General features: G+C 40.5%; 26 protein-coding genes and 1 tRNA gene. 16 read left to right on the forward strand and 11 right to left on the reverse strand.

Annotation, left to right across the window (positions count from 1 at the left end):
- The first annotated feature begins 75 nt into the window (after positions 1–75).
- The 4 genes from VS868_RS13540 to VS868_RS13555 all read left to right on the forward strand — a co-directional run bounded on the left by VS868_RS13540 (position 76) and on the right by VS868_RS13555 (position 2,541).
- Positions 76–149, forward strand: a tRNA-Pro gene (locus VS868_RS13540).
- 215 nt (positions 150–364) lie between these two features.
- A complete protein-coding gene (locus VS868_RS13545) occupies positions 365–1,600 on the forward strand; it encodes a site-specific integrase (RefSeq protein WP_345598301.1) in 1,236 nt (411 codons plus the stop codon).
- 8 nt (positions 1,601–1,608) lie between these two features.
- Positions 1,609–1,869: a tyrosine-type recombinase/integrase gene (locus VS868_RS13550; RefSeq protein ID WP_345599842.1), complete on the forward strand. Its 261-nt coding sequence runs from the start codon at positions 1,609–1,611 to the stop codon at positions 1,867–1,869.
- Between the two features lie 144 nt (positions 1,870–2,013).
- Complete coding sequence (locus VS868_RS13555; RefSeq protein ID WP_345598303.1) at positions 2,014–2,541, forward strand: porin family protein; 528 nt, start codon at positions 2,014–2,016, stop codon at positions 2,539–2,541.
- Between the two features lie 360 nt (positions 2,542–2,901).
- On the opposite strand, the gene VS868_RS13560 is transcribed toward VS868_RS13555, so the two are convergent.
- A complete protein-coding gene (locus VS868_RS13560) occupies positions 2,902–3,465 on the reverse strand; it encodes a DUF4256 domain-containing protein (RefSeq protein ID WP_345598305.1) in 564 nt (187 codons plus the stop codon).
- 184 nt (positions 3,466–3,649) lie between these two features.
- Positions 3,650–3,826 (reverse strand): histone H1, encoded by a 177-nt coding sequence (locus VS868_RS13565; RefSeq protein WP_266070516.1) that lies wholly within the window; start codon positions 3,824–3,826, stop codon positions 3,650–3,652.
- A gap of 378 nt (positions 3,827–4,204) precedes the next feature.
- Here VS868_RS13565 and VS868_RS13570 point away from each other — a divergent pair, with 378 nt between their 5' ends.
- From VS868_RS13570 to VS868_RS13585, 4 genes are all read left to right on the forward strand, one after another.
- On the forward strand, positions 4,205–5,296 hold the full coding sequence (locus tag VS868_RS13570; protein ID WP_345598310.1) for a PAS domain-containing sensor histidine kinase: 1,092 nt from the start codon (positions 4,205–4,207) through the stop codon (positions 5,294–5,296).
- Between the two features lie 295 nt (positions 5,297–5,591).
- Positions 5,592–6,143: a hypothetical protein gene (locus VS868_RS13575; RefSeq protein ID WP_266070518.1), complete on the forward strand. Its 552-nt coding sequence runs from the start codon at positions 5,592–5,594 to the stop codon at positions 6,141–6,143.
- A gap of 278 nt (positions 6,144–6,421) precedes the next feature.
- Positions 6,422–7,177, forward strand: coding sequence for a LytTR family DNA-binding domain-containing protein (locus VS868_RS13580; RefSeq protein ID WP_345598313.1), 756 nt, complete (start codon positions 6,422–6,424; stop codon positions 7,175–7,177).
- Positions 7,178–7,478: 301 nt separating this feature from the next.
- A complete protein-coding gene (locus VS868_RS13585; protein WP_345598315.1) occupies positions 7,479–7,931 on the forward strand; it encodes a hemerythrin domain-containing protein in 453 nt (150 codons plus the stop codon).
- A gap of 210 nt (positions 7,932–8,141) precedes the next feature.
- On the opposite strand, the gene VS868_RS13590 is transcribed toward VS868_RS13585, so the two are convergent.
- Positions 8,142–8,486 (reverse strand): hypothetical protein, encoded by a 345-nt coding sequence (locus VS868_RS13590; protein ID WP_345598317.1) that lies wholly within the window; start codon positions 8,484–8,486, stop codon positions 8,142–8,144.
- Positions 8,487–8,705: 219 nt separating this feature from the next.
- Here VS868_RS13590 and VS868_RS13595 point away from each other — a divergent pair, with 219 nt between their 5' ends.
- Together VS868_RS13595 and VS868_RS13600 are read left to right on the forward strand one after the other, a co-directional pair.
- Complete coding sequence (locus VS868_RS13595) at positions 8,706–9,356, forward strand: hemolysin III family protein (protein WP_345598319.1); 651 nt, start codon at positions 8,706–8,708, stop codon at positions 9,354–9,356.
- 154 nt (positions 9,357–9,510) lie between these two features.
- Positions 9,511–9,798 (forward strand): DUF202 domain-containing protein, encoded by a 288-nt coding sequence (locus VS868_RS13600; protein ID WP_345598321.1) that lies wholly within the window; start codon positions 9,511–9,513, stop codon positions 9,796–9,798.
- Positions 9,799–9,880: 82 nt separating this feature from the next.
- On the opposite strand, the gene VS868_RS13605 is transcribed toward VS868_RS13600, so the two are convergent.
- From VS868_RS13605 to VS868_RS13620, 4 genes are read right to left on the reverse strand one after another with little or no spacing between them, the layout of a single operon-like run.
- Positions 9,881–10,609, reverse strand: a complete 729-nt coding sequence (locus VS868_RS13605) for a PepSY domain-containing protein (RefSeq protein WP_345598323.1) — start codon at positions 10,607–10,609, stop codon at positions 9,881–9,883.
- Positions 10,610–10,666: 57 nt separating this feature from the next.
- Entirely contained in the window at positions 10,667–12,199 is a 1,533-nt protein-coding gene (gene nadB, locus VS868_RS13610) for an L-aspartate oxidase (RefSeq protein WP_266070526.1), read from the reverse strand.
- A 1-nt stretch (position 12,200) separates the two neighbouring features.
- Entirely contained in the window at positions 12,201–13,148 is a 948-nt protein-coding gene (nadA, locus tag VS868_RS13615; RefSeq protein ID WP_345598326.1) for a quinolinate synthase NadA, read from the reverse strand.
- Positions 13,149–13,166: 18 nt separating this feature from the next.
- Positions 13,167–13,601, reverse strand: coding sequence for an Rrf2 family transcriptional regulator (locus VS868_RS13620; protein ID WP_345598328.1), 435 nt, complete (start codon positions 13,599–13,601; stop codon positions 13,167–13,169).
- Between the two features lie 328 nt (positions 13,602–13,929).
- On the opposite strand from VS868_RS13620, the gene VS868_RS13625 reads away from it, so the two are divergent.
- Entirely contained in the window at positions 13,930–15,405 is a 1,476-nt protein-coding gene (locus VS868_RS13625) for a DASS family sodium-coupled anion symporter (RefSeq protein WP_345598331.1), read from the forward strand.
- Here the strand turns inward: VS868_RS13625 and VS868_RS13630 are convergent.
- The 3 genes from VS868_RS13630 to VS868_RS13640 form a co-directional block, all read right to left on the reverse strand.
- Entirely contained in the window at positions 15,394–15,990 is a 597-nt protein-coding gene (locus tag VS868_RS13630) for a sugar O-acetyltransferase (RefSeq protein WP_345598332.1), read from the reverse strand. The genes VS868_RS13625 and VS868_RS13630 overlap by 12 nt on opposite strands.
- A gap of 40 nt (positions 15,991–16,030) precedes the next feature.
- Positions 16,031–17,320: a rhodanese-like domain-containing protein gene (locus VS868_RS13635; protein WP_345598334.1), complete on the reverse strand. Its 1,290-nt coding sequence runs from the start codon at positions 17,318–17,320 to the stop codon at positions 16,031–16,033.
- Positions 17,321–17,461: 141 nt separating this feature from the next.
- Positions 17,462–17,881: a hypothetical protein gene (locus VS868_RS13640; RefSeq protein ID WP_345598336.1), complete on the reverse strand. Its 420-nt coding sequence runs from the start codon at positions 17,879–17,881 to the stop codon at positions 17,462–17,464.
- Positions 17,882–18,131: 250 nt separating this feature from the next.
- Between VS868_RS13640 and serA the strand changes: the two genes are divergently transcribed.
- Complete coding sequence (gene serA / locus VS868_RS13645; RefSeq protein ID WP_345598338.1) at positions 18,132–20,024, forward strand: phosphoglycerate dehydrogenase; 1,893 nt, start codon at positions 18,132–18,134, stop codon at positions 20,022–20,024.
- Between the two features lie 174 nt (positions 20,025–20,198).
- Entirely contained in the window at positions 20,199–21,998 is a 1,800-nt protein-coding gene (locus tag VS868_RS13650; RefSeq protein WP_345598340.1) for a hypothetical protein, read from the forward strand.
- A gap of 74 nt (positions 21,999–22,072) precedes the next feature.
- Here the strand turns inward: VS868_RS13650 and VS868_RS13655 are convergent, their stop codons facing one another.
- Positions 22,073–22,861: a redoxin domain-containing protein gene (locus tag VS868_RS13655; RefSeq protein WP_266070537.1), complete on the reverse strand. Its 789-nt coding sequence runs from the start codon at positions 22,859–22,861 to the stop codon at positions 22,073–22,075.
- Positions 22,862–23,192: 331 nt separating this feature from the next.
- On the opposite strand from VS868_RS13655, the gene VS868_RS13660 reads away from it, so the two are divergent.
- The 3 genes from VS868_RS13660 (at position 23,193) to VS868_RS13670 (ending at position 26,048) form a co-directional block, all read left to right on the forward strand.
- Positions 23,193–23,828, forward strand: coding sequence for a Crp/Fnr family transcriptional regulator (locus VS868_RS13660; RefSeq protein ID WP_266070538.1), 636 nt, complete (start codon positions 23,193–23,195; stop codon positions 23,826–23,828).
- Positions 23,829–23,891: 63 nt separating this feature from the next.
- Positions 23,892–24,689 carry a sulfite exporter TauE/SafE family protein gene (locus tag VS868_RS13665; RefSeq protein WP_266070541.1) on the forward strand — a complete coding sequence of 266 codons (798 nt, stop codon included), beginning with the start codon at positions 23,892–23,894 and terminating at the stop codon, positions 24,687–24,689.
- A gap of 57 nt (positions 24,690–24,746) precedes the next feature.
- A complete protein-coding gene (locus tag VS868_RS13670; RefSeq protein ID WP_266070543.1) occupies positions 24,747–26,048 on the forward strand; it encodes a cytochrome ubiquinol oxidase subunit I in 1,302 nt (433 codons plus the stop codon).

The raw sequence follows: 26,048 nt of genomic DNA on the forward strand, positions 1-26,048 counted from the left end.
AGAAAATAAACACCGGAAAAAGCGGAATTTCCCTTTGAAAATTAGAAATAAGCTGCTTAATTTGCACTTTCAATTCGGGATGTGGCGCAGTCCGGTAGCGTATACGTCTGGGGGGCGTAGGGTCGCAGGTTCAAATCCTGTCATCCCGACGAACCGTTTTTAAACGGGTATAAAAACACTGTTAATCTGTTGATTTTCAGTGTTTTTTATTTTATTGGTATCATATTGTATCAAACGAATTCATACCTTTTAGTGAATGGTTCGGTGAATACTTTCTTTCCTTCAATTCGCTATCTTAGAAGAACATAACGGTTGATTTGACTTTCGTCTTTACAAACTTTTGTATCACTCTAAGACGCCTGAAATGACTGATTTTACTACATTCTCCGTACTTTTCTTTACAAGAAAACTAAACAAAAATTCAAAGGATCTCTCCATTTACGCCAGAATTACCGTAAATGGAAGATGTGCTGAAATGAGCCTCAAAAGAAAAACTTTAGTGAATGAATGGGATAGTTCAAAAGGAAGACTTAAAGGGTTCACACCTAGAATTAGAAAACTGAATAGCTATCTTGACCAGGTGTATTCTCAACTATTGGATATTCAAAAGAAGCTTCTGGATAAAGATAATCTTATTACAGCTGCAAAAATTAAAGCCTCTTATTTGGGACTTGACGAGGATCATAAGACACTGACGGATATTGTTCATTATCATAATAATAAAATGAAGAATGTTCTGAAATGGGGAACACTTAAGAATTACTACACTACAGCTAAGTACCTGGAAAAATTTTTACGAAAGGAGAAGAAAACAGATAATGTATTTCTTAAACATATCAATTACCAGTTCATCACAGAATTCGAAATGTTTCTTAGAAGTGGTAAACCAGAAAAAGGACAAAAAGCCTGTGGTAATAATGGTGCTATGAAACATTTAGAACGTTTACAAAAATTACTTAATCTGGCTGTAAAACTAGAGTGGCTTGAAAAGAACCCTTTCAGGAATTATAGCTTAAAGTTTGAGAAAAGTGACAGACAATTTTTGACCGAGAGAGAACTGCATAAGCTGGAAGAAACCTTCTTTACCAACACTTCCCTTGAGCGGGTCAAGGACATGTTCTTATTTTCTTGCTATTCTGGCTTGGCATATATTGAACTCAAAGAGCTGACAATAGATAAACTTGTAAAAGGAATGGATGGCAAAGACTGGATTTATACCAAACGAGAAAAAACGCAGCAGTCTGTAAAAGTTCCGCTGCTAAATCCTGCCAAGGAAATTATCCAAAAATATAGGGAACATCCGGCAAAAGGAGCAAACGAAGTTTTTCCAGTTATATCCAACCAGAAGACCAATAAATATTTGAAAGAAGTTATGGAATCTATCGGGATCCGAAAGAAAATCACCTTCCACTCTGCCAGGCATACCTTTGCTACGGTAGTGACTCTTTCCAATGGTGTCCCAATTGAAACTGTTTCAAAACTACTAGGGCATACTAAACTTTCTACCACTCAAATATATGCAAGAGTACTGGAAAATAAGCTAAGTTCAGACATAAGTAAATTGGATATAATAATTGGAAAAAAACACCAAATCAATTAATCGTTTTTATTCGGCTATATCAATACCTAAAAGAAATAGCAGGACTAACAGGGATCACGAAGAAACTAACCTTTGATATGGCGCGCCACACCTTTGCAACAACCGTGACTCTTAGCCACGGAGTTTCACTCGAAACAATTTCTAAATTATTAGGGCACGCCGAATTAAAAACGACCCAGATCTACGCCCAGGTGGTTGAACAGAAAGTGAGTAAAGACATGATGATTTTACGCCAAAAAATAAATCGTTCTATAGACACCGAAATTTAGGTAGAATTCGTATCAGGAGAAATATCTTTTTGCTATCATTACAAAGAATGAAGAGGACTTTTTCAAAGTCTTTTTTAATTATTCTTGTTGAGTCAATTTTTTAACAGGAAATTATTACATTCACACTACATTCTAATCAACCTTATGAAAAAAATTATTCTTTTATGCTGCGGAATTTTTATGTCCGCCCAGGCTTTTTCTCAGTCTGCTGACTTTGGATTGACTGCTGGTTATTTAAACCTAAATGTTTCTTCAAGTTATGAAGGATTCAATGCTTCGGTCAGCGAATCTGGTTTTTACCTTGGAGCCTTTGCTGATTTTGATTTATCGTCCAATATTTCTCTGCAACCGGGTGTAAATTATGGGAAAGTTCAAGATTCTGAAGGTATCTTGTTCATTCCTGTTTTGGCTAAGTATTATGTTGGCGACTCTGCATTTAATCTCCTGGCAGGACCACAAGCCAGTATTATTTTGGAGGAAACAGGGGATGAAATAAATGCTTTTGGTCTGGATGTGACATTTGGTGCTGGATTCGATATTACAGAAGACTTCCAGTTGCAGGCGCGTTACTCCCTGGAGCTTACAAATCGGATTGGGGATGTAGAGGGGATGCCCAGTGATGTAAAGTCAAGAGTTAATTCTCTAACCATTGGGTTGGGGTACAAATTTTAAAAAGATGATCTTTTATTTAATGGCGGGCTCAAAAGTCCGCCATTTTCCTCTTGGATTTTTCTGTTTGGAGCAGAACTTTTTATTCGAATTTTAGGAAGTGGTGGAATCGAAATGTGGGTTGCTTATCCAATCTTAACTTAGCTTATTAGTTTCGGCGGATATTTGTCTGGTTTAAAATATATTCGAAAAACTAATTACTAGAAACTATTGTTTAGAACGTGTTTGGCTATGGTATTGTTGAATGAAAATTCGCAAGAATTTTCCGCCGCAAACCGAAGATAGTATATTTGCAAGGACTTTCCGAGAGAAAAGTCAGAAGCAATAGCCCAAATAAAATTATGGACCCGCTTATTAAGTTTTTTAAATTTTTAATATTCCACGAAATCCTCTTGCTGCATAGTAGGAATCTGCACCATTGTGATAGATAAAGACTTGTCCATAACGGAAATCCCCAAAAATAGCTCCCCCTAATTTTCGAATATTATCAGGTGTTTTTAACCAGCTTGAAGTTTTAGTGTCGAACTCACTTATTGATTGTAATTTTCTGTATTGATTTTCATTTAAAAGCTCAATTCCAATTTCTGAAGCAAAATCTATGACACTATTAACAGGTTTATGTTTTTTTCTTGATTCTAAAGCTTCTCTGTCATAACAAAGACTCCTTCTTTTTGAAGGACTTTCTTTTGAAAAATCACAAAAAACATATTCTTTAGTATCACTATCGAATTCTAGAAGATTTGGCTCACCACCTGTCTTTTCCATTTCATTAAGTGACCATAATTTATTTAAATTATGTTCAAGTTTAGTTTGGATATCAGACCAGTTCAATTCTTCAAACCTTTCTTTATGGATTTCAAAGCGGGATCTTAGAATTTTTAAAATTGGTTCAATTTCTGGTTGCTTTAGATATTTATTTGAAGACATTGGATCAAACTCATTTAAAATAGGTTCAAAATATAACTTTTGTCAAATGCTTAAAATACGGGAAATAGTACGTTTTATTCGAAAATATTTTTCGCTTCGTATGGGATTATAATTTGATAAACTCTCTTAGATAGCCCCTACGAAGTTGAATACTTCATTAGGGGCTGGATAAAAAAAAATGAATTTACTTCTTAGATTCCGCTATAGAAACTTTACGGAACTCTTTTAAAAGTTTTTCTAATTCCAAAGATGATTTTCTTGCTCTGGTTCCAGCACTTTTATTTCCATCGTTTAATTGCGTGTTGGCATCTGTTTGAAAGGATTCAAAAGTACTTTGGATGTTTTCAATTAGGTCTTTCATGATTATAAAATTTAAAATGAGGTGCTAAAATAGCAGATATATGTGATTATGACAGGACTTTTTAAATTTCTGGTGTGCATATCGATTCCAGTCACTTAAAATTAGATGTTTATATTAGAATTAAGTTCTGCAAAAACAAAATCTGCCTTTCAGGATTTTTACCTATAGAATTTTTGTATTTCCAATGATGGAAATGAACCCATGCGAATAAATTTCAATTTTTCAGACTGCAAATTTCAAAGTTGATTATTTCCGTTTCTATGGGTTACAATTCTGGTTTATTTTTTCTCTCCCTGTTCTGTGAAATGTTCTTTGGTTTAAATGAATGTGTGAGATCTATTTACTAAATTTCGCACGATTCCCAAATCGGTATCCATTATGACCAGCCCTACTCCCATTAATCAGCCAGATCTGGAAGCATTTTTTCGTTTATCCCACGATAATCTCTGTATTGCCGGGTATGATGGCTACATTAGAAAGATTAATCCCGCCTTTATAAAGCTTTTGGGTTATAGTGAAGAAGAATTGTTTGCTGTACCCATAAGTTCTTTTGTTCACCCCGAGGATAAAGAAATAACAGCCGAGACCCGTTCCTTGATCATGAAGGACAAACCCCTGCTGAATTTTGAGAACCGCTACATCACGAAAACTGGTGAGATTGTATGGCTCTCCTGGACTTCCATACCAGATCATTCTAAAGAACTTATATATGGCGTCTCTAAAAATATTACCCATAAGAAAAAACTGGAAGAGGATAGACAACTGCTAATAAAGGATCTTACAGCCATAAATACAGGACTCAAACAGCTCACTTATACTATTTCTCATGATCTGCGGTCTCCTGTGAGTAATATGATGTCGATCTTCAGTTTACTTGATCTTTCACAAATACAAGATGAAGAAAGTTTGCAATACCTTGACCTACTGGAGAAATCTGTACTCGAGTTAAAGGACACTCTGGATGACCAGATGGAACATTTAAAAGAAACCCTTTTACTCAAATCCACCATGGAATTGATCCCCCTGAAAGAGGTGTTCCAGGCCACCACAGATTCAATTCGCAGTTTAATTGATAGTTCAGAGGCCAAATTTGAGATCGATTTTTCGCAAGTGGATTTTTTGTTAGGGAATAGCTTTTATCTACACAGTATCTTTTTGAACCTTATCACCAACTCCATTAAATATGCAATACCGGGTATTCCTCCCATAATTAGAATTAGTTCTCAAAAAGATAAGGATACCTCCAGGTTGCTTTTTACAGATAACGGAATAGGTTTTGACATGGGGAAAAACGGGAGTAAAATATTTACTCTGAACCAGGTCTTTACCGATCAAAGCAACAGTAATGGTGTTGGTCTTTACCTGGTAAAAAATTACATGAATAGTGTAGGAGGCACTATTAATGTAACCAGTGAAGTAAATGCAGGTTCCACCTTTTGCCTCACCTTTAGGAATCAGAATGTTCATTAAGTACTAAATGGTTGCTGATTTCAAAGATCCCCTTAGAAATCATTTAATTAATAAGTTAACTTTCGTTTCTACCCGAATTTTTCAGGTAAATTCATTTCGTATTCGTCCGCCCAGTAATCTCTATTTTCTCCCGTTTTGGTCTATGTACTCTTTGTGGCTACTGGTTATCACTTTGGGGCTATTGGTATCATAACCTCCCAAAAAGGCTGTTTTCTGCTGTAAATTTGCAGGGAATTCTAACGTTAAAAGCTAAAGAGCGAAAACGTTATATAAGTAACCATTTAAAGCTGTTGTCATGAAAAGATTTTTTATTTCCCTTGTCATTTTAATGTGGGCAGGAATCGTTAATGCACAATTTACTGAACTCGATGAAGCCCGTGTTGGATTTGACCCTTTGTTACCCGAAGTTACCGTTGACGGGGCCAACTACATATTTAAAGTTGAAGAAAAATACGCCGGAGAATTTGAAAAAGACCCGGTTGCCTTTCTCAATGAACATTGCAACATAGAGGCTTTTCTGGATCTTGTGAAAAATGAAAAAAACCGCCACTACCAGTTACAGATAAAAAGTACCAAAGGCAAATTAAAAGCCAAGTACTGTCAACAGGGAAACCTGCTCAGAATTTCTTACCAGTTAAAAGATGTACTGCTTCCTTTAGAGCTGCAAAAAGAAGTGTACCGTCAGTATAAAGGCTGGAATATGACCCAAAACGTTCATATTGCCAAAGGTAAAAAAGGAATTGTTAGTGAAGATTATTACAAGATTCGTTTAGAAAAAGGAGATGAGGTACAAAACCTTAAAATATCTGCAAACGAAATAGAACCCATAGAAGTTGCGAGCATGTAAAGTTGATAGTTGAAGCTCGATGAAAGACTGCCAAAGAAGAAATTCATTTTGCACCGGTTAAGGTGCAGGATCTCTGCAATAGCAGGGATGAAGGGGTGATGAATGGCTTTTTTGACAGTCTTATTCTATTTTTATAGATCTATATTTTCTGGTAATAGAACCTAATTTTTATTCCACAAAAAAGGATGGTATTATCATCCTTTTTTGTGCTTCATTGCTTCATTTTTAGGCTTAAAAACTGTAAATTTGAAGAACTAATCAGGTAAAAAGCTTCGCCCTTGAAAGCTTTAATAATAGACGATGAAGCCCTCGCCAGAAAGCGGGTTATTAACCTTCTTAACAAGGTTCCGGAAATTGAAATTTTGGGAGAATGTTCTAGTGGCAAACTTGCCATTGAACAAATCAATTCTTTAAAACCCCAGGTGATCTTTCTCGATTTAGAGATGAAAGATATGGACGGCTTCAGCGTTCTCGAAAAAATAAAAGTCGTTCCCAGGCCAATCGTCGTTCTTCTGGCCGCTCACACTCCCGATGCCTGTAAAGCTTTTGACGTTAATGCCTGTGACCTGCTCTTAAAGCCATTTAAAGAAGAACGTTTCTACAAAACTGTCTCAAAAATAATAAATATCGGCCTGCCCAAAGAGCTCGATATTGACGAAAAGATTCAGAATCTGCTGGGATTTTACACGAACCGCTCAACCGGAACTATATTTAAAATTCCGGTGAAACAGGGCAACACTACGATTCTGCTCGATCCGCGTGATATCTTGTACATCACCTCGTCGGGTTGTTATGCCGAAATCTATACTAACAACCACAAGTATTTGCTTAGGGAATCTCTGTGTGCCCTTGATGAAATACTCGATCCCAACCTGTTTTTCAGGATTCATCGTTCTGCTATTGTGAACCTGGATCATGTGAAGGAACTGGTACATTCTGAATATGGGGAAATAGATGCAAAAATGGCCGATGGCCGACTCCTTCATACCAGCAAGGCACAAAAGAAACCATTCCTGGAAAAGTTGGGGATCTAAGCCAACTAACTTCACTTCTGACTTAAGAATACTTCAGCTTTACAGCTAATTATTTTAATATGACTCACGTCATAAGTGAGCTGTATTGAATTGGACATATTTGTCTTAATTAATTCCGGTTATTTATTGCTGAAATAAATCAGAAAAATATTGAAACTACTTCCGAAGCATTAGGTAATGAAATTCCAGAAAATAGCTACTCCAAGTGAGTTTGCAGCGATAGAGAAAAAGCATCATGCCCTGCCTTTTTCAGACGACGCCTGGCAGGATCATTTTTGGAACCAAAAGAAATAAACTTAGTATGACAGCAAAATCAACTCTTTTAGAACCTTTGTCTATAGAACACCGGCAGGTACTACATCTCTGTGAAAACATCAGGATTGGGCTGCGTAACAATATTCAAAAAGAGCGGATAAGAACCTATACCAACTGGTTTAAATCGGAGTTTCTTGATCCGCATTTTGCGCTGGAAGAGCAGCACATTTTTCCCCTTTTAGGCAACAATGTTCGCGTTAAGAAGGCTTTGGCCAATCACAGGAGAATCAACAAATTGATGACCTGTGATTGTGACGATGAAAAAGTACTTAATCTACTCGAAGAAGAACTGGCAACTTACATCCGGTTTGAAGAACGGGTTTTGTACAAAGAACTTGCCCAAAATCTCAATCCGCAAGATCTTGAGATGCTGGAAAAGCACCACGATAACATTGTTTTTTCTGAAGAAGACTGGAAAGACAAATTCTGGATCTCTTAAGCTTGAGTCTTAAATTTTTCAGATCCTAAGGCTTTGGGAAAGCAGATTTAGAACTTCTGAAATAAGAATACTTCAGCTTTTTTAAGCTTTTCTCTTCGGAAAAAATCCCTTCCAAAAATGCCATTTTTGACACCCCGTATTTCTGAAGTTTGGAGCTTCAGCTGAAATATTCGTGGACTCTTATTCCGCAGAAATAAAAACTTTCCGAAGTTATCTGAGTAGTCTACGGGTAATAAAGTTGTTTCGCTGAAAATAGCTACTGTGAGCTGCACCAAGGTTCAATGCTGTGGTGTAAAAACCAGCAAGAACAAACATGGCTGCAAAAGCCGGCGCTGTATAAACCGAACTGAGGAGGTACAAGCAAATTCCGGTTAAAAGAACAGTGAAAAAGAAAGAAACCCATTCGTCATCCTGCATCTTAAGCTTTTTAAAAACCAGGCGAAGAAGCGGGTTGTTTTCTTCGTAAGGACTAGCCGGTCTGTAAGAAGAAATGTAAGAAAGTAGAAATTTACTGGCAATAATTTCTAAAGCAATCAGGGCGGTTATTAGATCCATAGGGGCTAAGTACACTGAGAATGAGGGGCTAAATTAATGTAATATTTTAAATCTACAAGTTTTTTACCTCATTTTAAGATAGTTAACCGATATAGAATGCTTTTCATCTAAAAATGTATTGTAGGAGATAAATTATTGAAAGAAAATTCTTTCAATTAGTAGTTTAGGTTTTTTGATAAAGCCCGCAGATAGATGTATTTTTACATTAGAATTGTCGTGATGAAAAAGCCTGTAAAGATTAAATTTTACGCTCCCCGTGAGGAATATTTAAACGTATTAAGCCATGGAGCCGGTCTTGGTTTGAGTGTGCTGGGGCTTTTTTTGTTGATCTTTAAAGCCCTGGAACTAAATAACACCAAGATACTCCTCAGTTTTGCCATTTTTGGCGCCTCTCTTATTTTTCTTTATTCAGCTTCTACGCTTTACCATAGTACTAAAAACCTGAGAAAGAGATTTACTTTTAAGGTTTTTGATCACATTGCGATTTTTGTCCTTATCGCCGGCACCTACACTCCTTTTGCTCTTGTAACCCTGCAGGGGCGTACGGGCTGGATCATTCTTGGGGTGGTGTGGACCATTGCCCTTTTAGGCACTTTTTTAAAGCTGTTCTTTACCGGCCGTTTCAAGATTTTTTCCACCTTGCTTTATGTGGGTATGGGCTGGGTGATTGTCTTTGCCATAGAACCTCTTATGGAGAACCTTTCCAGCCAGGGCCTGTGGTGGCTTTTAGGTGGCGGACTTGCTTATACCATTGGGGCGATTCTCTACAGCATTAGCAAAATAAAATACAATCATGCAATCTTTCATTTGTGTGTTTTACTGGGAAGTTTCTGTCATTTTATGGCTATTTATCTCCACGTGCTCCCTTAAATTAAGTTGAATTTATAATTTTAGAGGGCCGTAATTTTTACCTTTATACATAGAAGTTAAATTCAGCTCTTAATTTGTTGCTGTTTTCAAAATAAAAAATCTGGAAAATATAATCTTCCGGTTCACATATTTGTGATCCCAAAGTTTGATAAAAATGAAACTGTCACGAAAAAATTTCCAAATCAAAGAAGATCTCATCACGCGTGACTGGCTGGCAATAGACCGCACCCGCATGGCCAATGAAAGGACTTTTCTCGCTTATTTGAGGACGTTTATTGTGGTATTAAGTTCGGGAGTGGCGATTATTAGAGTAGAGGTGCTCCAGGAAATGTACGATCTGGGAATTTTTCTCCTGGTGGTTGCACCTGTAATCCTGCTCATAGGGATTGCAAGATTTCTATATGTGAGAAGACATATCCGAAAATATTTTACCGTTAAGTGAGCTTCAGGAGTTATTCCCGGTTTTTAAAAAAATGTTCGAAAAGGCTTGAAAATAGGGGTTTTATAGCTTTAAAACTTCTCTTCTATCTTTTCTTTCTTTTTCCTTTCTTCCCGAATACACCCATCATTGTAGGAGAAGAAATAAACCACAATACGAATCCGCTTAGCACGGTAATAAGGCCCAGCAGGGAAAAAGCTCTTAAAATTGAGGTGTTAAAATCATCACGCGTATCATAATCCATAGTATGGGTCATCCACAGGAAATCAAACCACCTCCAGTCTCTGTGTCGTACAGATTTAAAAGTTCCGTCAACAGCCGAGATATATGCTTTGGGTTTTTCCTGCCCGGCATAAGAAATAACATAGGCCGGTAAAGGGCCGCCGCGGTATTCATGGTGATCGCCGGTTTCGGTAATCTTTTCAACTCCGGTGACTTTCATGCTGTCTAGCATGTGTTTTTTTGCAATTTTTACCGCTTCGTCTTCTGAAATTTCCTGCTTTTGTTCACCACTTCGGGCGTGTACCAATTTTTCATTGTTCACCCAGTAATACGGTTCTCCTGCTATATCTTTTAGCTGAAGGGAATTGATCTGCATTTGGGGAGCTACTTCAGAAATACCTGGAAGATTTGAAAAAGTAGTGGGGTGCACATGATTTTTTCTGAAGTGGTCACCGTGAATCTCGTCAATATCGGTCCAGCTGAAGTACATTCCGCTAATAGTCCACATTAAAAATTGAATTCCGAGGAAGATCCCCAGGTAGCGGTGTGCTTTTCTAATGTAGGAAGCAGCTTTTCGTTTTACAAAAGGCATCGAGAGTTGTGAATTTCTACAAGTATACTAAAATATGCTTCAGCTGAAGTTCCTGTCTTAAAAAACTACTTCATTAATCCCCATTTTTGGATGGTAATGATCTATAGCATCTTTCAGGATTAACAAGGCGATCTCAACCATATTTTTTAGTTCGTAGAATGCAACCGAACCACTATTGAACGGCGGATAACTTTCCATTAAGTCGTGCATATTCCACAGCTTTACAAGGGCTTCTGTTTTTGCCATTTTTGGAGCCGAATGTAACAGGTCATAATCCATGATCTCATTGAGACGCTGCCTTAGACTGGCGATGATCTTTTCATCAACATCGGTATTGAAATTATTCAAAACCTCTTGCTGGTTACGGGTGCTGGGGTAGGGAAGATGATCCAACTCCTGCAAAACGGCTTTTGAAGCTTCGTGCGAATAAACTATGGCTTCAAGAAGGGAATTGGATGCCAGGCGATTGGCACCGTGAAGGCCGGTGTGCACGCATTCTCCCGATGCGTACAGCTGCTTCACCGAGGTTCTTGCATGCCGGTCTACATCAATGCCCCCGCACTGGTAATGAGCTGCGGGTACCACAGGAATAAGATCTGTCGCCACATTAATGCCTATTGCACTACAGTAGGCAACAATAGTGGGAAATTTGGCAGTGAATTGTTCAATATCCAGGTGACGGCAATCTAAAAAGGCATGTTTTTCTCCCGAGCTTTTTAGTTCTTTGACAATAGCTTCAGATACGATATCACGGGTTGCCAGCTCCCCCCTGGGATCAGATTTATACAGGAAGCGTTTGCCCTGGTGGTTTACCACATAAGCTCCATAGCCACGAACAGCTTCAGAAATAAGAAAAAGCGGATGTTTTCCCGCTTCATATAACGCTGTGGGGTGAAACTGTATGTAATTCATGTTTTTTACCGCCGCCCCGGCCCTCCAGGCCATGGCCACGCCATCGCCAGTGGCTACCGTAGGGTTGGTGGTGTTGCCAAAGACCATCCCACAACCGCCACTTGCCAAAAATGTGATTTTGGAGGTGATGCTTGTTCTTTGTGAATTGGTCTTGTTAAGAACATGTATCCCAATACACCTGTCTTTTTTGGCGTTGAGTATGAGATCGATTACAAAATAGTGATCGTAAAAATGTATGTTGGGAAGTGACTTTGCATGTAAGATCAGCTTTTGCTGAATTTCAAACCCTGTTAGGTCACGGTGGTGGACAATCCGACGCCGTGAGTGCCCGCCTTCAAGTCCCAATTCGAGGATTCCATTCTTTCCGGAGTCAAAAGAAGTTCCCCAAGCCACTAGCTCTAACAGTCGTTCGGGAGCCTGTGAAACCACCATTTTAACCACTTCAGCATCATTTATTCCACGTCCGGCTTCAATAGTGTCTTTTACGTGCAACTCAAAGCTGTCCTGCACCTTGTCAAGCACCACGGCAATTCCACCCTGAGCCTGGGCGGTGTTTGAAATCTCCATTTTTTCCTTTGTAATGACAGTAACATTTACATCGGGACGGGCTTCGGCAATCTTTATGGCAAAGGTGAGGCCAGCTACGCCAGATCCTATTACCAGTACATCTGTTTTCATTCTAAGAAAGTTGTAACATGCGTTTAATGGGCACCAAGGCCTTTTTCATAAGATCTTCAGAAAGTTTTATTTCGGGGGTTTCTTTTGCGAGGCAGTCATAGAGTTTTTTCAGGGTATTCATTTTCATAAACGCACATTCACTACAGGAACAGGTGTTGTCTTCTTTGGCAGGGGCGGGTATAAGCGTCTTTTGAGGTACATCCTTTTGCATTTGATGCAAGATACCGGCCTCGGTCGCAACAATAAAAGTGTTGTGCTCACTACTCTTCACATAATTGAGCATTCCCGAAGTGGAGCCAATATAATTGGCTATTTTTAGAATATGGGTTTCAGATTCGGGATGCGCTATGATCTTTGCTGAAGGATGCTGCTTATACAACTCCAGCATCTTATCAAGCGAAAAAGCTTCGTGAACTATGCAGGCACCATCCCACAGCAGCATTTTCCTGCCGGTCTTTTGCATCAGATATTTTCCAAGGTTTTTATCTGGTGCAAATATGATTTGCTTTTCCGGCGGAATAGAATTGATGACTTTTTCGGCATTTGAAGAGGTACAAACTACATCGCTAAGGGTTTTAATTTCGGCAGAGCAATTAATGTAGGTGACCACCACATGATCTGGATATTGTTCTTTTAGTTTTCTAAAGGCTTCAGGGGGGCAACTGTCGGCCAGGGAACACCCGGCATTAAGGTCGGGTAAAAATACCCTTTTTGAGGGGTTAAGGATCTTGGCGGTTTCGGCCATAAAATGTACCCCGGCAAATACAATGATCTCTGCTGAAGTTTCAGAAGCCTTTTTCGCCAGTTCGAGCGAGTCGCCAATGAAATCGGCAACTTCCTGTATTTCGGGTTCCTGATAATAGTGGGCCAGGATCACTGCATTTTTATCCTTTTTTAATTGTGCCAGTTCTTCTTGTAAAGTAGTTGGTTGCGGTGCAGATACTGTCATAAATAATCCTGTAGTGATTCAAATTTTTAAAAATGTGTCTCCTGAAATAAGGCCCGAAGTTAGATCCATTAAGCTTGTTCTTTCCACAATTTCTTTCAGGCTGTTTCGCACAGGCTTAAAACGGGAATGGAAAGGGCATGGGTGATCTTCACTACAGTTATGCAGGCCAAGGCTACATCGGGTATAGACCTTGTCTCCATCAATGGCCAGAACGATTTGGGACACCTTAATGTCTGAAAGTCTTTCTTTTTCAACCTGAAATCCGCCATGAGCTCCTTTTGTAGAAACTATGATGCCGTTTTTTGATAACTTCTGAAGGGTTTTAGCCGTAAATGCTTCGGGAGAGTCAATCTCCCTTGCAATGTCTTTCAGGCTTGACCTTCTCCCTTTTTCAGATTCTGAAGCAATAAAGATAGTGGCTCTTATGGCATACTCGCAGGCTTTTGAAAACATGGTTGGTAATTTCAGTTTATAAAACAAAAATAAGGACAGTAAAGTCTCTTTTTTATGACCTCTGTCAGGAACTGCCACTTTTCATGCTTTTGAAGTTATAGTTTTCAAAATAGGGGAAATACCGTTTTTTCAGATTTCCGAAGCATGAATCAAGCAATATTTTTTAGAAATTAAATTAGGGGTAATTGCTTAAATATAAATGTTTTATGAAGGGTTGTTTTGCTTTAAATTCTTAAATTTAAAGAGCGATTGCTGGGGGAGTGGAGGTTAGTTTTTGATCATTTTATGTGGCCTTTTCTTTGGGGTTGTACTTTTAAAGTTGTGCGAAATGAAGATCTCTCCTAAAAAGATCATGATTTTTCTTGGGCCGATGGTTTATTTTGCCCTGCAGGCAGTAGAACATCCCCAGTCTATGCCAATTTTGGCCTGGGATGTATTGTGTGTTACCATCTGGATGGCTATTTGGTGGGTGAGTGAAGTTGTACCCATTGCTGTTACAGCTTTGCTTCCTATTGTGCTGTTCCCGCTTACCGGGGCTTTATCTATTGAAGCAACCACCGCAGCCTATGGCGATAAATTCGTCTTTCTTTACCTGGGTGGTTTTCTTTTAGCCATTGCAATAGAAAAATGGGAGCTACACCGGCGAATTGCGCTTAGCATCATAAGGCTTATTGGCAACAATTTAAAGTTGATCATCCTCGGGTTTATGATAGCCACGGCTTTCCTGTCTATGTGGATCTCCAATACAGCAACCTCGGTAATGATGCTGCCAATAGGAGCGGCAATTATTAATCAATTATTGGATGACACAAAAACAGAGCGGGACGAAAAAGCCATTTTTGGAAAGGCGCTCATGCTGTCTATAGCTTACAGCGCTTCAATAGGAGGGATAGCCACTTTAATTGGAACACCGCCTAACCTTGTGCTGGCAGGAGTGGTGCAAAAATTTTATGGCATTGAAATCACCTTTTACCAATGGCTTAAACTGGGCCTGCCTATCTCTCTGGTTTTGCTGGCAATTAGCTGGAAGTATCTCACCACCTTTGCCTTTGACCTTAAAGGCATGAGACTCCCCGGAGGTAAGGCCGAAATCGCCAGGCTGCTTCACGAACTTGGCGCTATGACTAAACAGGAAAAGATAGTTCTTACCGTATTTATACTTACAGCACTTGGCTGGATCACCCGATCTTTTTTGCTACAGCCTGTGCTTCCTTTCTTAGATGATACAGTAATAGCAATTTTTGCAGGGATTACACTTTTCCTGTTGCCATCGGGGAAGGAACATGGCCGAATTCTTGTTTGGGATGATGCAGTGAAGATTCCGTGGGGGATCATTATACTTTTTGGGGGAGGTATGGCTTTGGCAAAGGCTTTTGAGGAAACCGGCCTTGCTGTTTGGATTGGGCAGCAGCTTAGTAGTCTTGAGAATTTACCTCTTATTCTGCTGGTACTTGTGTTGGTGACTGCGGTTAATTTTCTTACTGAAGTCACCTCAAACCTTGCTACTACAGCAATGTTGCTGCCTATTTTAGCCCCTATGGCACTCGCCATGCATATTCATCCTTATTTCTTGCTGGTGGCGGCCACCCTGGCGGCATCCTGTGCATTTATGTTACCGGTAGCTACGCCACCTAATGCCGTGGTCTTTGGTGCGGGATACTTGAAAATTAAAGATATGACGAGAGCAGGTATTTGGATGAACCTGTTGTCTATTCTTATCATTAGCCTCGTCATCTACTTTCTTCTGCCTGTTATCTGGGGAATAGAAGTGAGCGAAATTCCTGAAGTTTTTCTACCCGGATAAAGTTGACAGGTAAGATTTTTTGTCTTCTTCGGTAATGGTTCTTATCACTTTACAGGGATTACCTGCGGCAAATACGTTTGGGGGAATATCTCTTGTCACCACGCTTCCTGAACCTATAACAGAATTATCACCTATGGTCACCCGCGGATTGATCACTACGTGTCCGCCAATCCACACGTGATTTCCAATTTTTACAGGATAGGCATGTTCCCATTCCTGTAATCTGTTTTCGTGATGCATAGGATGTCCGGCAGTAAAAATTCCAACATTGGGGCCAATAAGCACATGGTTTCCAATAGTTACTTTGGCGCAGTCCAGAATCGTGAGGTTATAATTTGAATAAAAATTCTCGCCTATTTCAATATTGTAACCATAATCACAGCGGAAAGGGGGTTCAAAATAGTAACTGCTCCCGGTTTTTCCCAATAGCTGCTGAAGGATCTCCTTCCGTTTTTTTCCTTCGGAAGGAGGTAGGTTATTAAAGCTGAAGATAAGTTCTTTAGCTTTTTGTCTATCTGCATTTAATTCAGGGTTAAATGCTTTATAAGGCTCACCTGTCAACATTTTTTGCTTTTCTGTTTTCATGAGCTTTATATGATCTTGTTTATTTTATGCTGAAAATTCACTACACCTTTTCGGGTACTCCTGTTTCGTAAGGATTGGACGGATCATTGCTCCATTCAAACCAGCCACCGTCATAAACCGAAACATTTGGCCATCCCAGCAGCCAGGCATTAAACCAGGCTTCGCTGCCGCGCCACCCTGTACCGCAGTAGAATGCGAGGTGTTTATTGGGGGTAATTCCATTTTGTTCCCAGTTCTCTATGATCTCGTGGAATTCGCGGGTAGTATGGTCTACATTCCGGTAGTTTTCCATGTGGTAAGCGTCACTACCACAATCGGCAAAAATGGCTCCGGGAATACGCCCTTTGGCTTCAATGTAATTGTAGCCACTTACCTCACCAATATATTCGGGGTAGCTGCGCACGCAAACCAGCTCGGCATCGGTCGAAGCAATAATTTCTTTGGCTTGGGGCACGTCTACGGCCAATTCGGGGTGAGCCGGAATTTTTACACCAAAATCTTCTACAGGTTTCTTTTTCACATCGTCTTTACTCACTTCAAAACCGGCGTCTTCCCAGGATTGGAAGCCGCCATTGAGTATTCTTACGTCTTTTACACCGGCGTACATCATGATGAAGGCATTTCTTATGGCGCCAATATCTCCGGCAGCACTTCCGGGAAACTCATCATCGTTATCGGGGAACATGAATTTTCCGTAGAGAATTACGGTAGTATCGGCTGTGATGCCGTGTTCTTCCAGGGCCTTTTTTAGTTCTTCGGGGCTGCGGCGGTTCCAGGTTTCAGGAGATTCCAGGGCGTTGGTGTCCATGTCTATTGCTCCGGGGATGTGGCCGGTTAAATAAGCGTCCCTATTGCGATAATGCGCATGTACCACCACATATTTATCGTTGTCATATTCTGCAGGTTTTTCTCCAGATATAAGTTTATTCACCCATTGTGCCGATACCAGCTGCCTGTATTTTGGTAGATAGCTCATGGGTAAAGTATCGTCGGTAGTCCATTCGTCCAGAAAGTGGTTGAAAAGTGCCATTTTTGAATACCCTGCTTTTTCAAAGCTTTCGGCTACCTTTTGGGCTTCATCGCGATTGTATCCGTAAATGATAATTTCCCGGGAAGGATGAATTTCCTTATGCCGCACAATCTCAATCCAGTCCATGTAGCCTGTCCATTTCGCCGGAAGCGATTTTGCACCTTTTATATGTCCGCCACGAGGTTCATTTTTTAATTTCCAGCCGTTATAGGCGTCAACCGGGCGCACGTCAATAACTAATGCTCCTTTATTTTGTCTGTCAATAAGTTCCTGAGTGGTTACTTCCCTGAAGTTTGTCATTTTTCGGATTTTATGTGCAAAAAAAGAACTTCCGAAGAAGCTCTGATTTTTGGTTTTTCCGAAGATAACTAATTTCCCATTTTTTTGAGGCAGGCTGTAGCTTAAGAAATTCCTAAAACTTACTGAAGAAAGGGAATTCTGCTACAGGTCAATCTCTTTTTTATAAGATTGAGTTTTTTCCACGCCATTTTCATTAGTGGTTTTGCGAACCACGATCTCCAGTTTTTGATAATCTTCCATATTGCCAATGCCGCTTTCTACAGCATTCTTGATTTCACCTGTCATTTTAAAGAAAGAAACAACGTTTCCCGGTAAAGTTTCTGGTTGAATTTCAACTGTAAGAGTATTGTATTCTGCATCTCCTGTCTTTTCGGTTTTTGAGGAGCCAATAGAAATATTTTCAGCAGGAATAACTGCCGAAATCCTGCTTTTCAAAGTTTCCTGCGCTACAGTATATTCGGGAGGAATGGTATCCTGGTGGACTACTCTTGTGATTTTCTCTACGCAGGAGGTAAATAAGATTAAAACTGTTAGTAAAGGAAGGATTTTGAAGCTTTTCATTTGATCTTTCGGGTTAGGAATGGGTTTAGCTATAGAAATTAGTAGCAGCCTGTAACAGGTTGTTACAAATCTTAGGAGCTAAACCAGGAATGTTTTTTGAAAAAATTCAGTTAAAACCCGAATTCATCTATAAAAATTTAATTTTTTGAGCTGCAATTTAGGAAGTGATAAATGTCTTCAACTTTAGCGCTAAATCTTCCGTGTGTGCCTGAAAAAGCTTAGTTTTGGGGAGATTTGAATTAATTTCGGCATGAAGAATAACAGGCATTTTGTAATTGATTTTGACAGTACGTTCACCCAGGTGGAAGCTCTTGATATTTTAGGCGAAATCTCGCTGGAGAACCACAAGGAAAAAGAGGAGCGGCTTCAACGGCTTGTAGATCTTACCAACAGCGGGATGGCCGGTGATCTCTCCTTTAGGGAATCCCTGGAACAGCGGCTGGCCCTGCTCAATGCCGAAGAGCAACATTTGCCAAAGCTTGTTGATCGCTTAAAAAGTAAGGTTTCAACGAGTTTTATTAGAAACAGGGAATTCTTTGAAGAAAACCACGAGAATATTTATATCATTTCAAATGGTTTTAAAGAGTTTATTGTGCCTATAGTGAAAGAGTTTGGCGTAAGGGAAGAGAATGTTTTCGCCAATACTTTTCGCCCTGATGCTGAAGGAAAGCTTACCAATTTTGATACCGATAATGTCCTCTCATCCAATAACGGAAAGGTAGAAATGCTCAAGCGGTTAGACCTGCAGGGCGATGTTTACGTAATTGGGGATGGCTATACGGATTACGAGATCAAAGCCGCCGGTCTTGCCAATAAATTTTATGCTTTTACTGAAAATGTTGAACGCGGCAATGTTTTGGAAAAAGCCGATCATATCACACCGAGTCTTGACGAATTTCTATACCTGCACAAAATGAATAAAGCTATCTCTTATCCTAAAAATCGAATTAAAGTGCTGCTGCTCGAAAATGTACACGAGGACGCTGTAAAGATCATGAAAAATGAAGGCTACAACGTAACTACAATTGCAGGTGCACTAGATGAAGAGGAACTCGCCGAAAAGATCAAAGATGTGTCGGTGTTAGGGATACGATCAAAAACCCATGTGACCGAAAAGGTGCTGAAAAATGCCAACAGGCTTATTTCTGTAGGTGCGTTTTGTATTGGTACCAACCAGATAGATCTTGAAGCCTGCCTCAAAAAAGGGATTGCAGTTTTCAATGCACCATTTAGCAATACGCGCTCTGTAGTTGAGCTTGCCATAGGCGAAATCATATTTTTGATGAGAGGCCTGCCCGACAGGCTGGCGGAGATGCATGCCGGTAACTGGAACAAATCGGCTAACGGGAGCAGGGAAGTCCGCGGAAAAAAGCTGGGGATTGTTGGCTACGGAAACATAGGCGCACAGCTATCGGTAGTTGCCGAAGCTATAGGTTTTGATGTCTATTACTACGATTTAATGGAGAAACTGGCTTTGGGAAATGCTACCAAGTGCAGCAGCCTTGAAGAATTGCTTCAAATAGCTGATGTTGTTACCCTGCACGTTGATGGCCGCAAAGAAAACCATAACCTTATTGGGGAGAAGGAACTTGAGCTTATGAAAGAAGGATCAGTGTTTCTCAATCTTAGCAGGGGGCATGTAGTTGATTTGGAAGCTTTGAAAAAACATCTGGAAAGCGGCAAAATAAGTGGCGCCGGAGTAGATGTTTTTCCGAAAGAACCCAAGACGAATGCAGAGCAATTTGAATCGGAATTACGGGGTGTCAAAAATGTCATTTTAACGCCTCATATTGGGGGAAGTACCGAAGAAGCCCAGGTGAATATCGGAAATTTTGTTCCCAATAAGATCATTGAGTACATCAATACTGGAAGTACTACCAACAGCGTTAATTTCCCTAATTTACAGTTGCCTATACTTGAAAATGCCCATCGTTTAATTCATATTCACCACAACAGGCCTGGCATTATTGCACATATCAACAACGTCTTGTCTCAGCACGACTGTAATATTGTAGGGCAGTATCTTAAAACCAACGAATCTATAGGATACGTGATCACCGATATCAATAAAGCCTACAACGAAGAAGTGGTTGATGAGATGCGGGGAATTGATGGAACTATCAGGTTTAGAGTGCTTTACTAAATATCAATGATCAATAAACTATTGACAGTTAACAATAGTGAATAGTACATATTCAATACACTATATTCAACTCGTCTGTTGATTAAGGGCTAACAGGTGAAACATGATTACAATCATGTTTTGGCTGTGATGGATTCTGCATCTTTGGGGTTTTGCCTCTAAAACCCTTAATAAATGACATATAATTTAACGCCCCACCGGTTCCATATTCCGGTATTGGGCCTGGCTTTTACCATAGACACGCCTATAAAGGTTGCCCACTATGGTATTACCTCTGCATTGTCTATCATTGAAGACAATCTCATTGAGATGATGAGAAAGCATTATTACCAGGAAAACAATGAGATCTATGTGCCCATTGAAAAGCACGAGGAAAATTACCGCGTGCGACGCATCACCGACTATCTTAACCTGGTCAACCGAAATGTGCAATCTAAATTCGAAAAACTCAAAGCCTCGGCTTTTGAAAAGGGATCAGAAATTGTGAAGTATTTTGAGATGCTGCCCGAAGAAAGTGGCCTCAAAGAAAAATACGAGCAGTTTTTACAATCTCATGGCGAAGCCAAAGCAGAGCTGGAAAGTTTTCTTCGGAAGCATATTAGTCCCGGTGGGATTGAAGTGAACATCATGACCAAAGTAGATAAGAACAACACCGGAAAAAACGGAGAGATCCTTCCCGATGGTTCTGACGCTTTGGGAGCACTAAAAGCTTATGCCGAAAGTGAACTCGAAAATTCAGCCGTGATTTTTTCTGCCGGGATGAATCCGAGATTGTTCAACTACCTCGAAAACTTCAGGGAATTTGATGCTTCGGCATGGGGCAGGTTCAAAAAGAAAGTGATCATCAAGGTGAGCGATTACCGTTCGGCACTTATCCAGGGAAAGTACCTTGCCAAAAAGGGCATTTGGGTGAGCGAATTCAGGATTGAATCGGGATTGAATTGTGGCGGACATGCTTTTGCAACCCAGGGATATTTACTGGGACCAATTCTGGAAGAATTCCGAAGTAAAAAAGAAGAACTGGAACAGGCACTTTCCAGCCTTTACAATCCGGCGATACAGGCTAGGGGAGAAGCAGGTTTTGACAAGCCACACCCTGTTAATATTACGGTACAGGGCGGAATTGGAACTGCAGCCGAGCAACAGTTGCTTTACGGATATTACGGCGTTAACGGCACCGGCTGGGGAACACCATTTTTGCTATGCCCCGAAGCTACAACTGTAGATGCGGGTACACTCGAATTGCTGCGGAAAAGTAAGGAGAATGATGTGGTACTTAGCAAAGTCTCACCGCTGGGAGTGCGCTTCAATTACCTGAAGAATACCAGTGCCAATGTAGAAAGGCAGCAAAGAATTGACCGCGGGAAACCCGGAAGCCCCTGTACCGAAAAGTACCTGGTTTCAAATACCGAATTTACTAAAGAACCTATATGTACGGCTTCGAGAAAGTACCAGAAGCTAAAGCTGGAACAGCTGGAAAATGCAGGTTTGCCTGAAGAAGAATACCAATTGCAGGTAGAGGATTTGCTTAGCAAGGAATGTCTTTGCATTGGCCTTAGTAGTTCTGCCGGAATTAATTACAAGGTTCCTATTGTAGAAAAGCTGGATGCCGTGACTATTTGCCCCGGGCCAAACATTGTAAATTACAGTAAACAAGCAAGCTTGCAGGAGATGAGCGATCACATTTATGGTAGGCAGGAGCTGCCTGTAGATCCTCAACGGCCACATATGTTTGTAAAAGAACTTCAGCTTTACGTGGAGTATCTAAAAGAGGAAATCAAGAACACTTTTAATCCTGTGCCCAGAGATATTAAGGGGTGGACGGGTTTCTGCAATAATTTGCTCGAAGGGGTTTCTCATTATAGAAAACTTGCTGAGCAGGAGCTTATTAAAAAGAAAGAAGCTTTTGAACAAGGGTTGAACAGATGGGAGGCAGCAGTGCTCGAAATCAAAGCCGGCCTGGAAAGCAGGTAAGTATATTACCCTCCAAAAATGTCATTTTTGGAGGGTGTTTTTTGTCCCCGGTTCTAATCACAAACAATTAGCCCTTATCCTTTATTCATAGATTTTAGGGCTGCGATCATTTCGGGAGCAGTGTTCACCACTTTTTTAATCTTTCCTGAAGGCTCAACAATAATGTGGGTAGGATAAATTGAAAACCCCAAAGTATCTTCAATAAATGCCTTTTGTTGAGGTACAACAGCGTATTTGAATTCCCTTTCAGCAAGGAATTTTTGCAATTCGGCTTTGGTATCTAAGGAAAGACTTAGAAAAACCACATCTTCATTTTCTCGGTATTCTTCGACCAGTTGGTTGAGCTGCGGCATTTCTTCTATACAGGGTTTGCAGTTAAGAAACCAGGTCTTTACCGCCAGGGTTTTGCCTAAAAGTGCCTCTTTTGAATACGTTTTCCCATCGAGAGCAGTGAGTTTAAAATCGGGAAATTGCTGGCCTTCCATCATAAAATGTTTGTACTCGCGGTAACTGTCGGCCGAGATGGTGTAGCTTATATCCCCATCAGATTCTTTTGTGAGCTTAAACAGCTGATATTGATCTCGCGCTGCATTTGATTTCTTTTCTATGGCGATAAATTCCCCTGTCAAAAGGGCTTCAAAAAATGCCTTTTTTGAGATGCTGTCACCATCTTCCCCCAGCGGAAGAAAATCTGAAGACAAATCTATATTGGTTTTGTGATATCGCCACCATTTAGCCTGATCGGCATGCAGGGAAGAGAACAGAAGATCCATTTCGGTGACTTTTTCCTTTTCCTGGCAGGAGAGCAGCAGGAAGGAGATCATGATAAACAGAAGTCGGGATACAGAAGAAAAACCTTTCAAAATTTACCTTTTTAGTTCGGCTTAAAGATAAGGAATCTTCAAACAGGGTAAAGAACTGATGTTTGCAGTTTTTCGGGGATCTTAACTTCGGAAAAAGCCGAAAAACAGGAGAGCTACGGTTCAGAAATAACGATCAGTTGCCGTGCAATTAGGTGGTTTGTACCTCCCAAAAATCTGAAATATTTATTTTACTTATTTCAGAATTCCTTCCGAAGTAATAGGGGCGATACTTAGATAGAATTTTGTAAACAAAACATCCTCCGGAAACTAAGGGATTTGTAGGGCAAAAATGTGTGAAATACCCTAAATTTACCAAAGCAAACGCACAGCTATGCTCGAAGAAGAACTTAGAGACGCCTACCATTTTATATTTGAGGAAGAACTGCTGCAGGAAATGCTGAAGTTTGGGAGCCTTAAAGAAGTAAAATCGGGCGGGATCATTATTGATATTGGAGATTACGTAAAGCAGATGCCGTTATTGCTTGAAGGCGCAATTAAGATTTTGCGGGAAGACAAAGATGGCGATGAACTTTTACTGTACTTTTTGGAACGTGGCGATACCTGTGCCATGACCCTTTCGTGTTGCCTGGGGCAGACAAAAAGTGAAATACGGGCCGTTGCCGAAAAGGACACGAGCCTGGTGATGATTCCCATAGAAAAAATGGAAGAATGGACCTCCCGGTTTAAGAGCTGGCGGAATTTTGTCTTTGAAAGTTACCACAGCCGGTTGACCGAGATGCTCGATACCATTGATACCATTGCGTTTCTTCATATGGATGAGCGCCTTATGAAATACCTGCAGGACAAGGCCAAGATCAATAAAACCGAACAGATACAGGTGACGCACCAGGAGATTGCTTATGACCTTCACACCTCGAGGGTGGTAGTTTCACGCCTTCTTAAAAAACTTGAACTGGATGGGAAAATTGGGCTGCAACGCAACAGTATTATGGTTCATGATCTTTAAGTGTGACCTTTGTTACAGACTCTGCAGCTATGAAAAGCTAATTTTGGGCTGAAAATTTTCATAATGGGTATAACAGAAATTCTCGGGTATTTTGGAGCTTTAATAATTGGAGTGGTGCTGGGCCTTATTGGCGGTGGTGGTTCAATTTTAACTGTACCTGTGTTGGTATACCTGCTTTCTATAAATCCTGTGACGGCAACGGCATACTCGCTGTTTGTGGTGGGCGCAACTTCTTTGTTTGGATCTATCAGGAACTTTCAAAAGAAAAGAGTAGATCTTAAAACTGCTGTAGTTTTTTCCATTCCCGCTTTTATAGCTGTTTACCTTACAAGAAAATTTCTCATACCTGCCATACCCCAAACGATCATTACGATTGGAGACCTCACTGTCACCAAGAATATTGGGATCATGTTGTTCTTTGCGCTTATTATGATGATAGCTTCGGTTTCTATGATTTTGGAGCCTTCAGAAAAAGATGCCAAACCAAAACAGGTGAAGTATAACTATTTGTTCATCACCCTGGAAGGAGCGATTGTGGGAGTGCTTACAGGAATTGTGGGTGCCGGTGGCGGATTTTTGATCATTCCTGCATTGGTGCTTATGGCCAAACTGCCTATGAAGAGGGCTGTTGCCACGTCGCTGGTGATCATTGCCGTAAAATCTTTGATAGGGTTTATTGGAGATATTCAAAATCTCGAAATCAACTGGGGCTTTCTTCTTGTTTTTACTGTGATTTCTATTGCAGGGATCTATGTAGGGATTTGGCTCAATAAGTTTATTGATGGAAAAAAGCTGAAGAAAGGATTTGGCTGGTTTGTGCTGGTGATGGGGCTGTATATTTTTTGGAAAGAAATTTTTTAAAGGATCCCCGAAAATGACATTTTCCGGGAACTTTTGTTTAATATAAATTCACGGTTAATGGAAAATCTTGATTTTGCACGTTTGCAGATGGCCTTCACCCTCGGGTTTCATATCATCTTTGCCTGTATAGGGATGGTAATGCCTTTTTTTATGGTCGTCTCCCATAAGAAATGGCTCAACACCCGGAATCCGTTATATTTAGAACTGACCAAAGCCTGGCAGAAAGGCGTGGCTATTTTCTTTGTTACAGGAGCAGTTTCAGGAACGGCGCTTTCTTTTGAACTTGGAATGCTGTGGCCGGAATTTATGAAACATGCCGGGCCTATTATAGGAATGCCTTTCTCGCTTGAAGGGGCAGCTTTTTTTGTAGAAGCCATTGCCCTGGGTTTCTATCTCTATGGGTGGAACAAACTACCTGAGAAATTCCATTGGTTTACGGGCATCATTATCGGGATATCGGGGGTTGCATCAGGAATTTTGGTGGTATCGGCCAATGGCTGGATGAATGCGCCCACAGGATTTGATTATGTGAATGGTGAATATATCAATATAGATCCGGTGCAGGCGTTACTGAATCCGGCGTGGTTCACCCAGGCCCTGCATATGACCTTAGCGGCTTTTGTAGCAACCAGTTTTGCCGTGGCAGGAGTACATGCTTTTCAGGTCTACCGCAATAAAAGGCCAGAACTTCACAAAAAAGCTTTTAAGATTGCTGTGGTGTTTGGTGCTGTAGCTGCTTTTCTACAGCCTTTGAGCGGAGATCTTTCAGCAAAAGATATAGCAGAACGGCAGCCGGTGAAATTAGCTGCCATGGAAGCTCATTACGAAACTGATACCAATGTGCCGCTTTATATTGGAGGAATTGTAGATGAAGAACAGCAAACAGTCTCTCATAAAATAGAAATTCCGGGGGCGCTTTCGTTTTTGGCTTTTGGCGATTTTGATGCCGAGGTGGTGGGGCTAAAGGATTTTCCGGAAGACGAGCTCCCGCCGGTGGCCGTGGTGCATTACGCTTTCCAGGTCATGGTGGGAATTGGAACCCTGCTTATGATAGCCGGATTGCTCTATTTTATTAGCCTGAAGTACAAATCGCTTTTAAAGCGGAAATGGTACTGGCTGCTTTTTGTTTTCCTGGCACCTTTAGGTTTTATAGCGGTAGAAGCAGGCTGGGTGGTGACCGAAGTGGGCCGGCAACCCTGGGTCATCTATGGCTTTATGAAAACCAGTGAAGCTGTGACCCCAATGCCAGGAATGGAATTCAGTTTTTACATGTATGTGGTAGTATACCTTGTTCTTGCCCTCACCGTTACCTGGTTAATGAGAAGACAAATCAAAGTTCTTAATGCTGTAAAAGATTAA

The organism is Salinimicrobium sp. 3283s (assembly GCF_039602225.1).
GTDB lineage: Bacteria > Bacteroidota > Bacteroidia > Flavobacteriales > Flavobacteriaceae > Salinimicrobium > Salinimicrobium profundisediminis.

What these genes read in the sequence shown, in the direction of transcription:
- VS868_RS13545 (WP_345598301.1), top strand. Translation starts at nt 365, where the DNA reads ATGACTGATTTTACTACATTCTCCGTACTTTTCTTTACAAGAAAACTA.
- VS868_RS13555 (WP_345598303.1), top strand. Translation starts at nt 2,014, where the DNA reads ATGAAAAAAATTATTCTTTTATGCTGCGGAATTTTTATGTCCGCCCAG.
- VS868_RS13560 (WP_345598305.1), bottom strand. Translation starts at nt 3,465, where the DNA reads ATGTCTTCAAATAAATATCTAAAGCAACCAGAAATTGAACCAATTTTA.
- VS868_RS13565 (WP_266070516.1), bottom strand. Translation starts at nt 3,826, where the DNA reads ATGAAAGACCTAATTGAAAACATCCAAAGTACTTTTGAATCCTTTCAA.
- VS868_RS13570 (WP_345598310.1), top strand. Translation starts at nt 4,205, where the DNA reads ATGACCAGCCCTACTCCCATTAATCAGCCAGATCTGGAAGCATTTTTT.
- VS868_RS13575 (WP_266070518.1), top strand. Translation starts at nt 5,592, where the DNA reads ATGAAAAGATTTTTTATTTCCCTTGTCATTTTAATGTGGGCAGGAATC.
- VS868_RS13585 (WP_345598315.1), top strand. Translation starts at nt 7,479, where the DNA reads ATGACAGCAAAATCAACTCTTTTAGAACCTTTGTCTATAGAACACCGG.
- VS868_RS13590 (WP_345598317.1), bottom strand. Translation starts at nt 8,486, where the DNA reads ATGGATCTAATAACCGCCCTGATTGCTTTAGAAATTATTGCCAGTAAA.
- VS868_RS13595 (WP_345598319.1), top strand. Translation starts at nt 8,706, where the DNA reads ATGAAAAAGCCTGTAAAGATTAAATTTTACGCTCCCCGTGAGGAATAT.
- VS868_RS13600 (WP_345598321.1), top strand. Translation starts at nt 9,511, where the DNA reads ATGAAACTGTCACGAAAAAATTTCCAAATCAAAGAAGATCTCATCACG.
- VS868_RS13605 (WP_345598323.1), bottom strand. Translation starts at nt 10,609, where the DNA reads ATGCCTTTTGTAAAACGAAAAGCTGCTTCCTACATTAGAAAAGCACAC.
- nadB (WP_266070526.1), bottom strand. Translation starts at nt 12,199, where the DNA reads ATGAAAACAGATGTACTGGTAATAGGATCTGGCGTAGCTGGCCTCACC.
- nadA (WP_345598326.1), bottom strand. Translation starts at nt 13,148, where the DNA reads ATGACAGTATCTGCACCGCAACCAACTACTTTACAAGAAGAACTGGCA.
- VS868_RS13620 (WP_345598328.1), bottom strand. Translation starts at nt 13,601, where the DNA reads ATGTTTTCAAAAGCCTGCGAGTATGCCATAAGAGCCACTATCTTTATT.
- VS868_RS13625 (WP_345598331.1), top strand. Translation starts at nt 13,930, where the DNA reads ATGAAGATCTCTCCTAAAAAGATCATGATTTTTCTTGGGCCGATGGTT.
- VS868_RS13630 (WP_345598332.1), bottom strand. Translation starts at nt 15,990, where the DNA reads ATGAAAACAGAAAAGCAAAAAATGTTGACAGGTGAGCCTTATAAAGCA.
- VS868_RS13635 (WP_345598334.1), bottom strand. Translation starts at nt 17,320, where the DNA reads ATGACAAACTTCAGGGAAGTAACCACTCAGGAACTTATTGACAGACAA.
- VS868_RS13640 (WP_345598336.1), bottom strand. Translation starts at nt 17,881, where the DNA reads ATGAAAAGCTTCAAAATCCTTCCTTTACTAACAGTTTTAATCTTATTT.
- serA (WP_345598338.1), top strand. Translation starts at nt 18,132, where the DNA reads ATGAAGAATAACAGGCATTTTGTAATTGATTTTGACAGTACGTTCACC.
- VS868_RS13650 (WP_345598340.1), top strand. Translation starts at nt 20,199, where the DNA reads ATGACATATAATTTAACGCCCCACCGGTTCCATATTCCGGTATTGGGC.
- VS868_RS13660 (WP_266070538.1), top strand. Translation starts at nt 23,193, where the DNA reads ATGCTCGAAGAAGAACTTAGAGACGCCTACCATTTTATATTTGAGGAA.
- VS868_RS13665 (WP_266070541.1), top strand. Translation starts at nt 23,892, where the DNA reads ATGGGTATAACAGAAATTCTCGGGTATTTTGGAGCTTTAATAATTGGA.
- VS868_RS13670 (WP_266070543.1), top strand. Translation starts at nt 24,747, where the DNA reads ATGGAAAATCTTGATTTTGCACGTTTGCAGATGGCCTTCACCCTCGGG.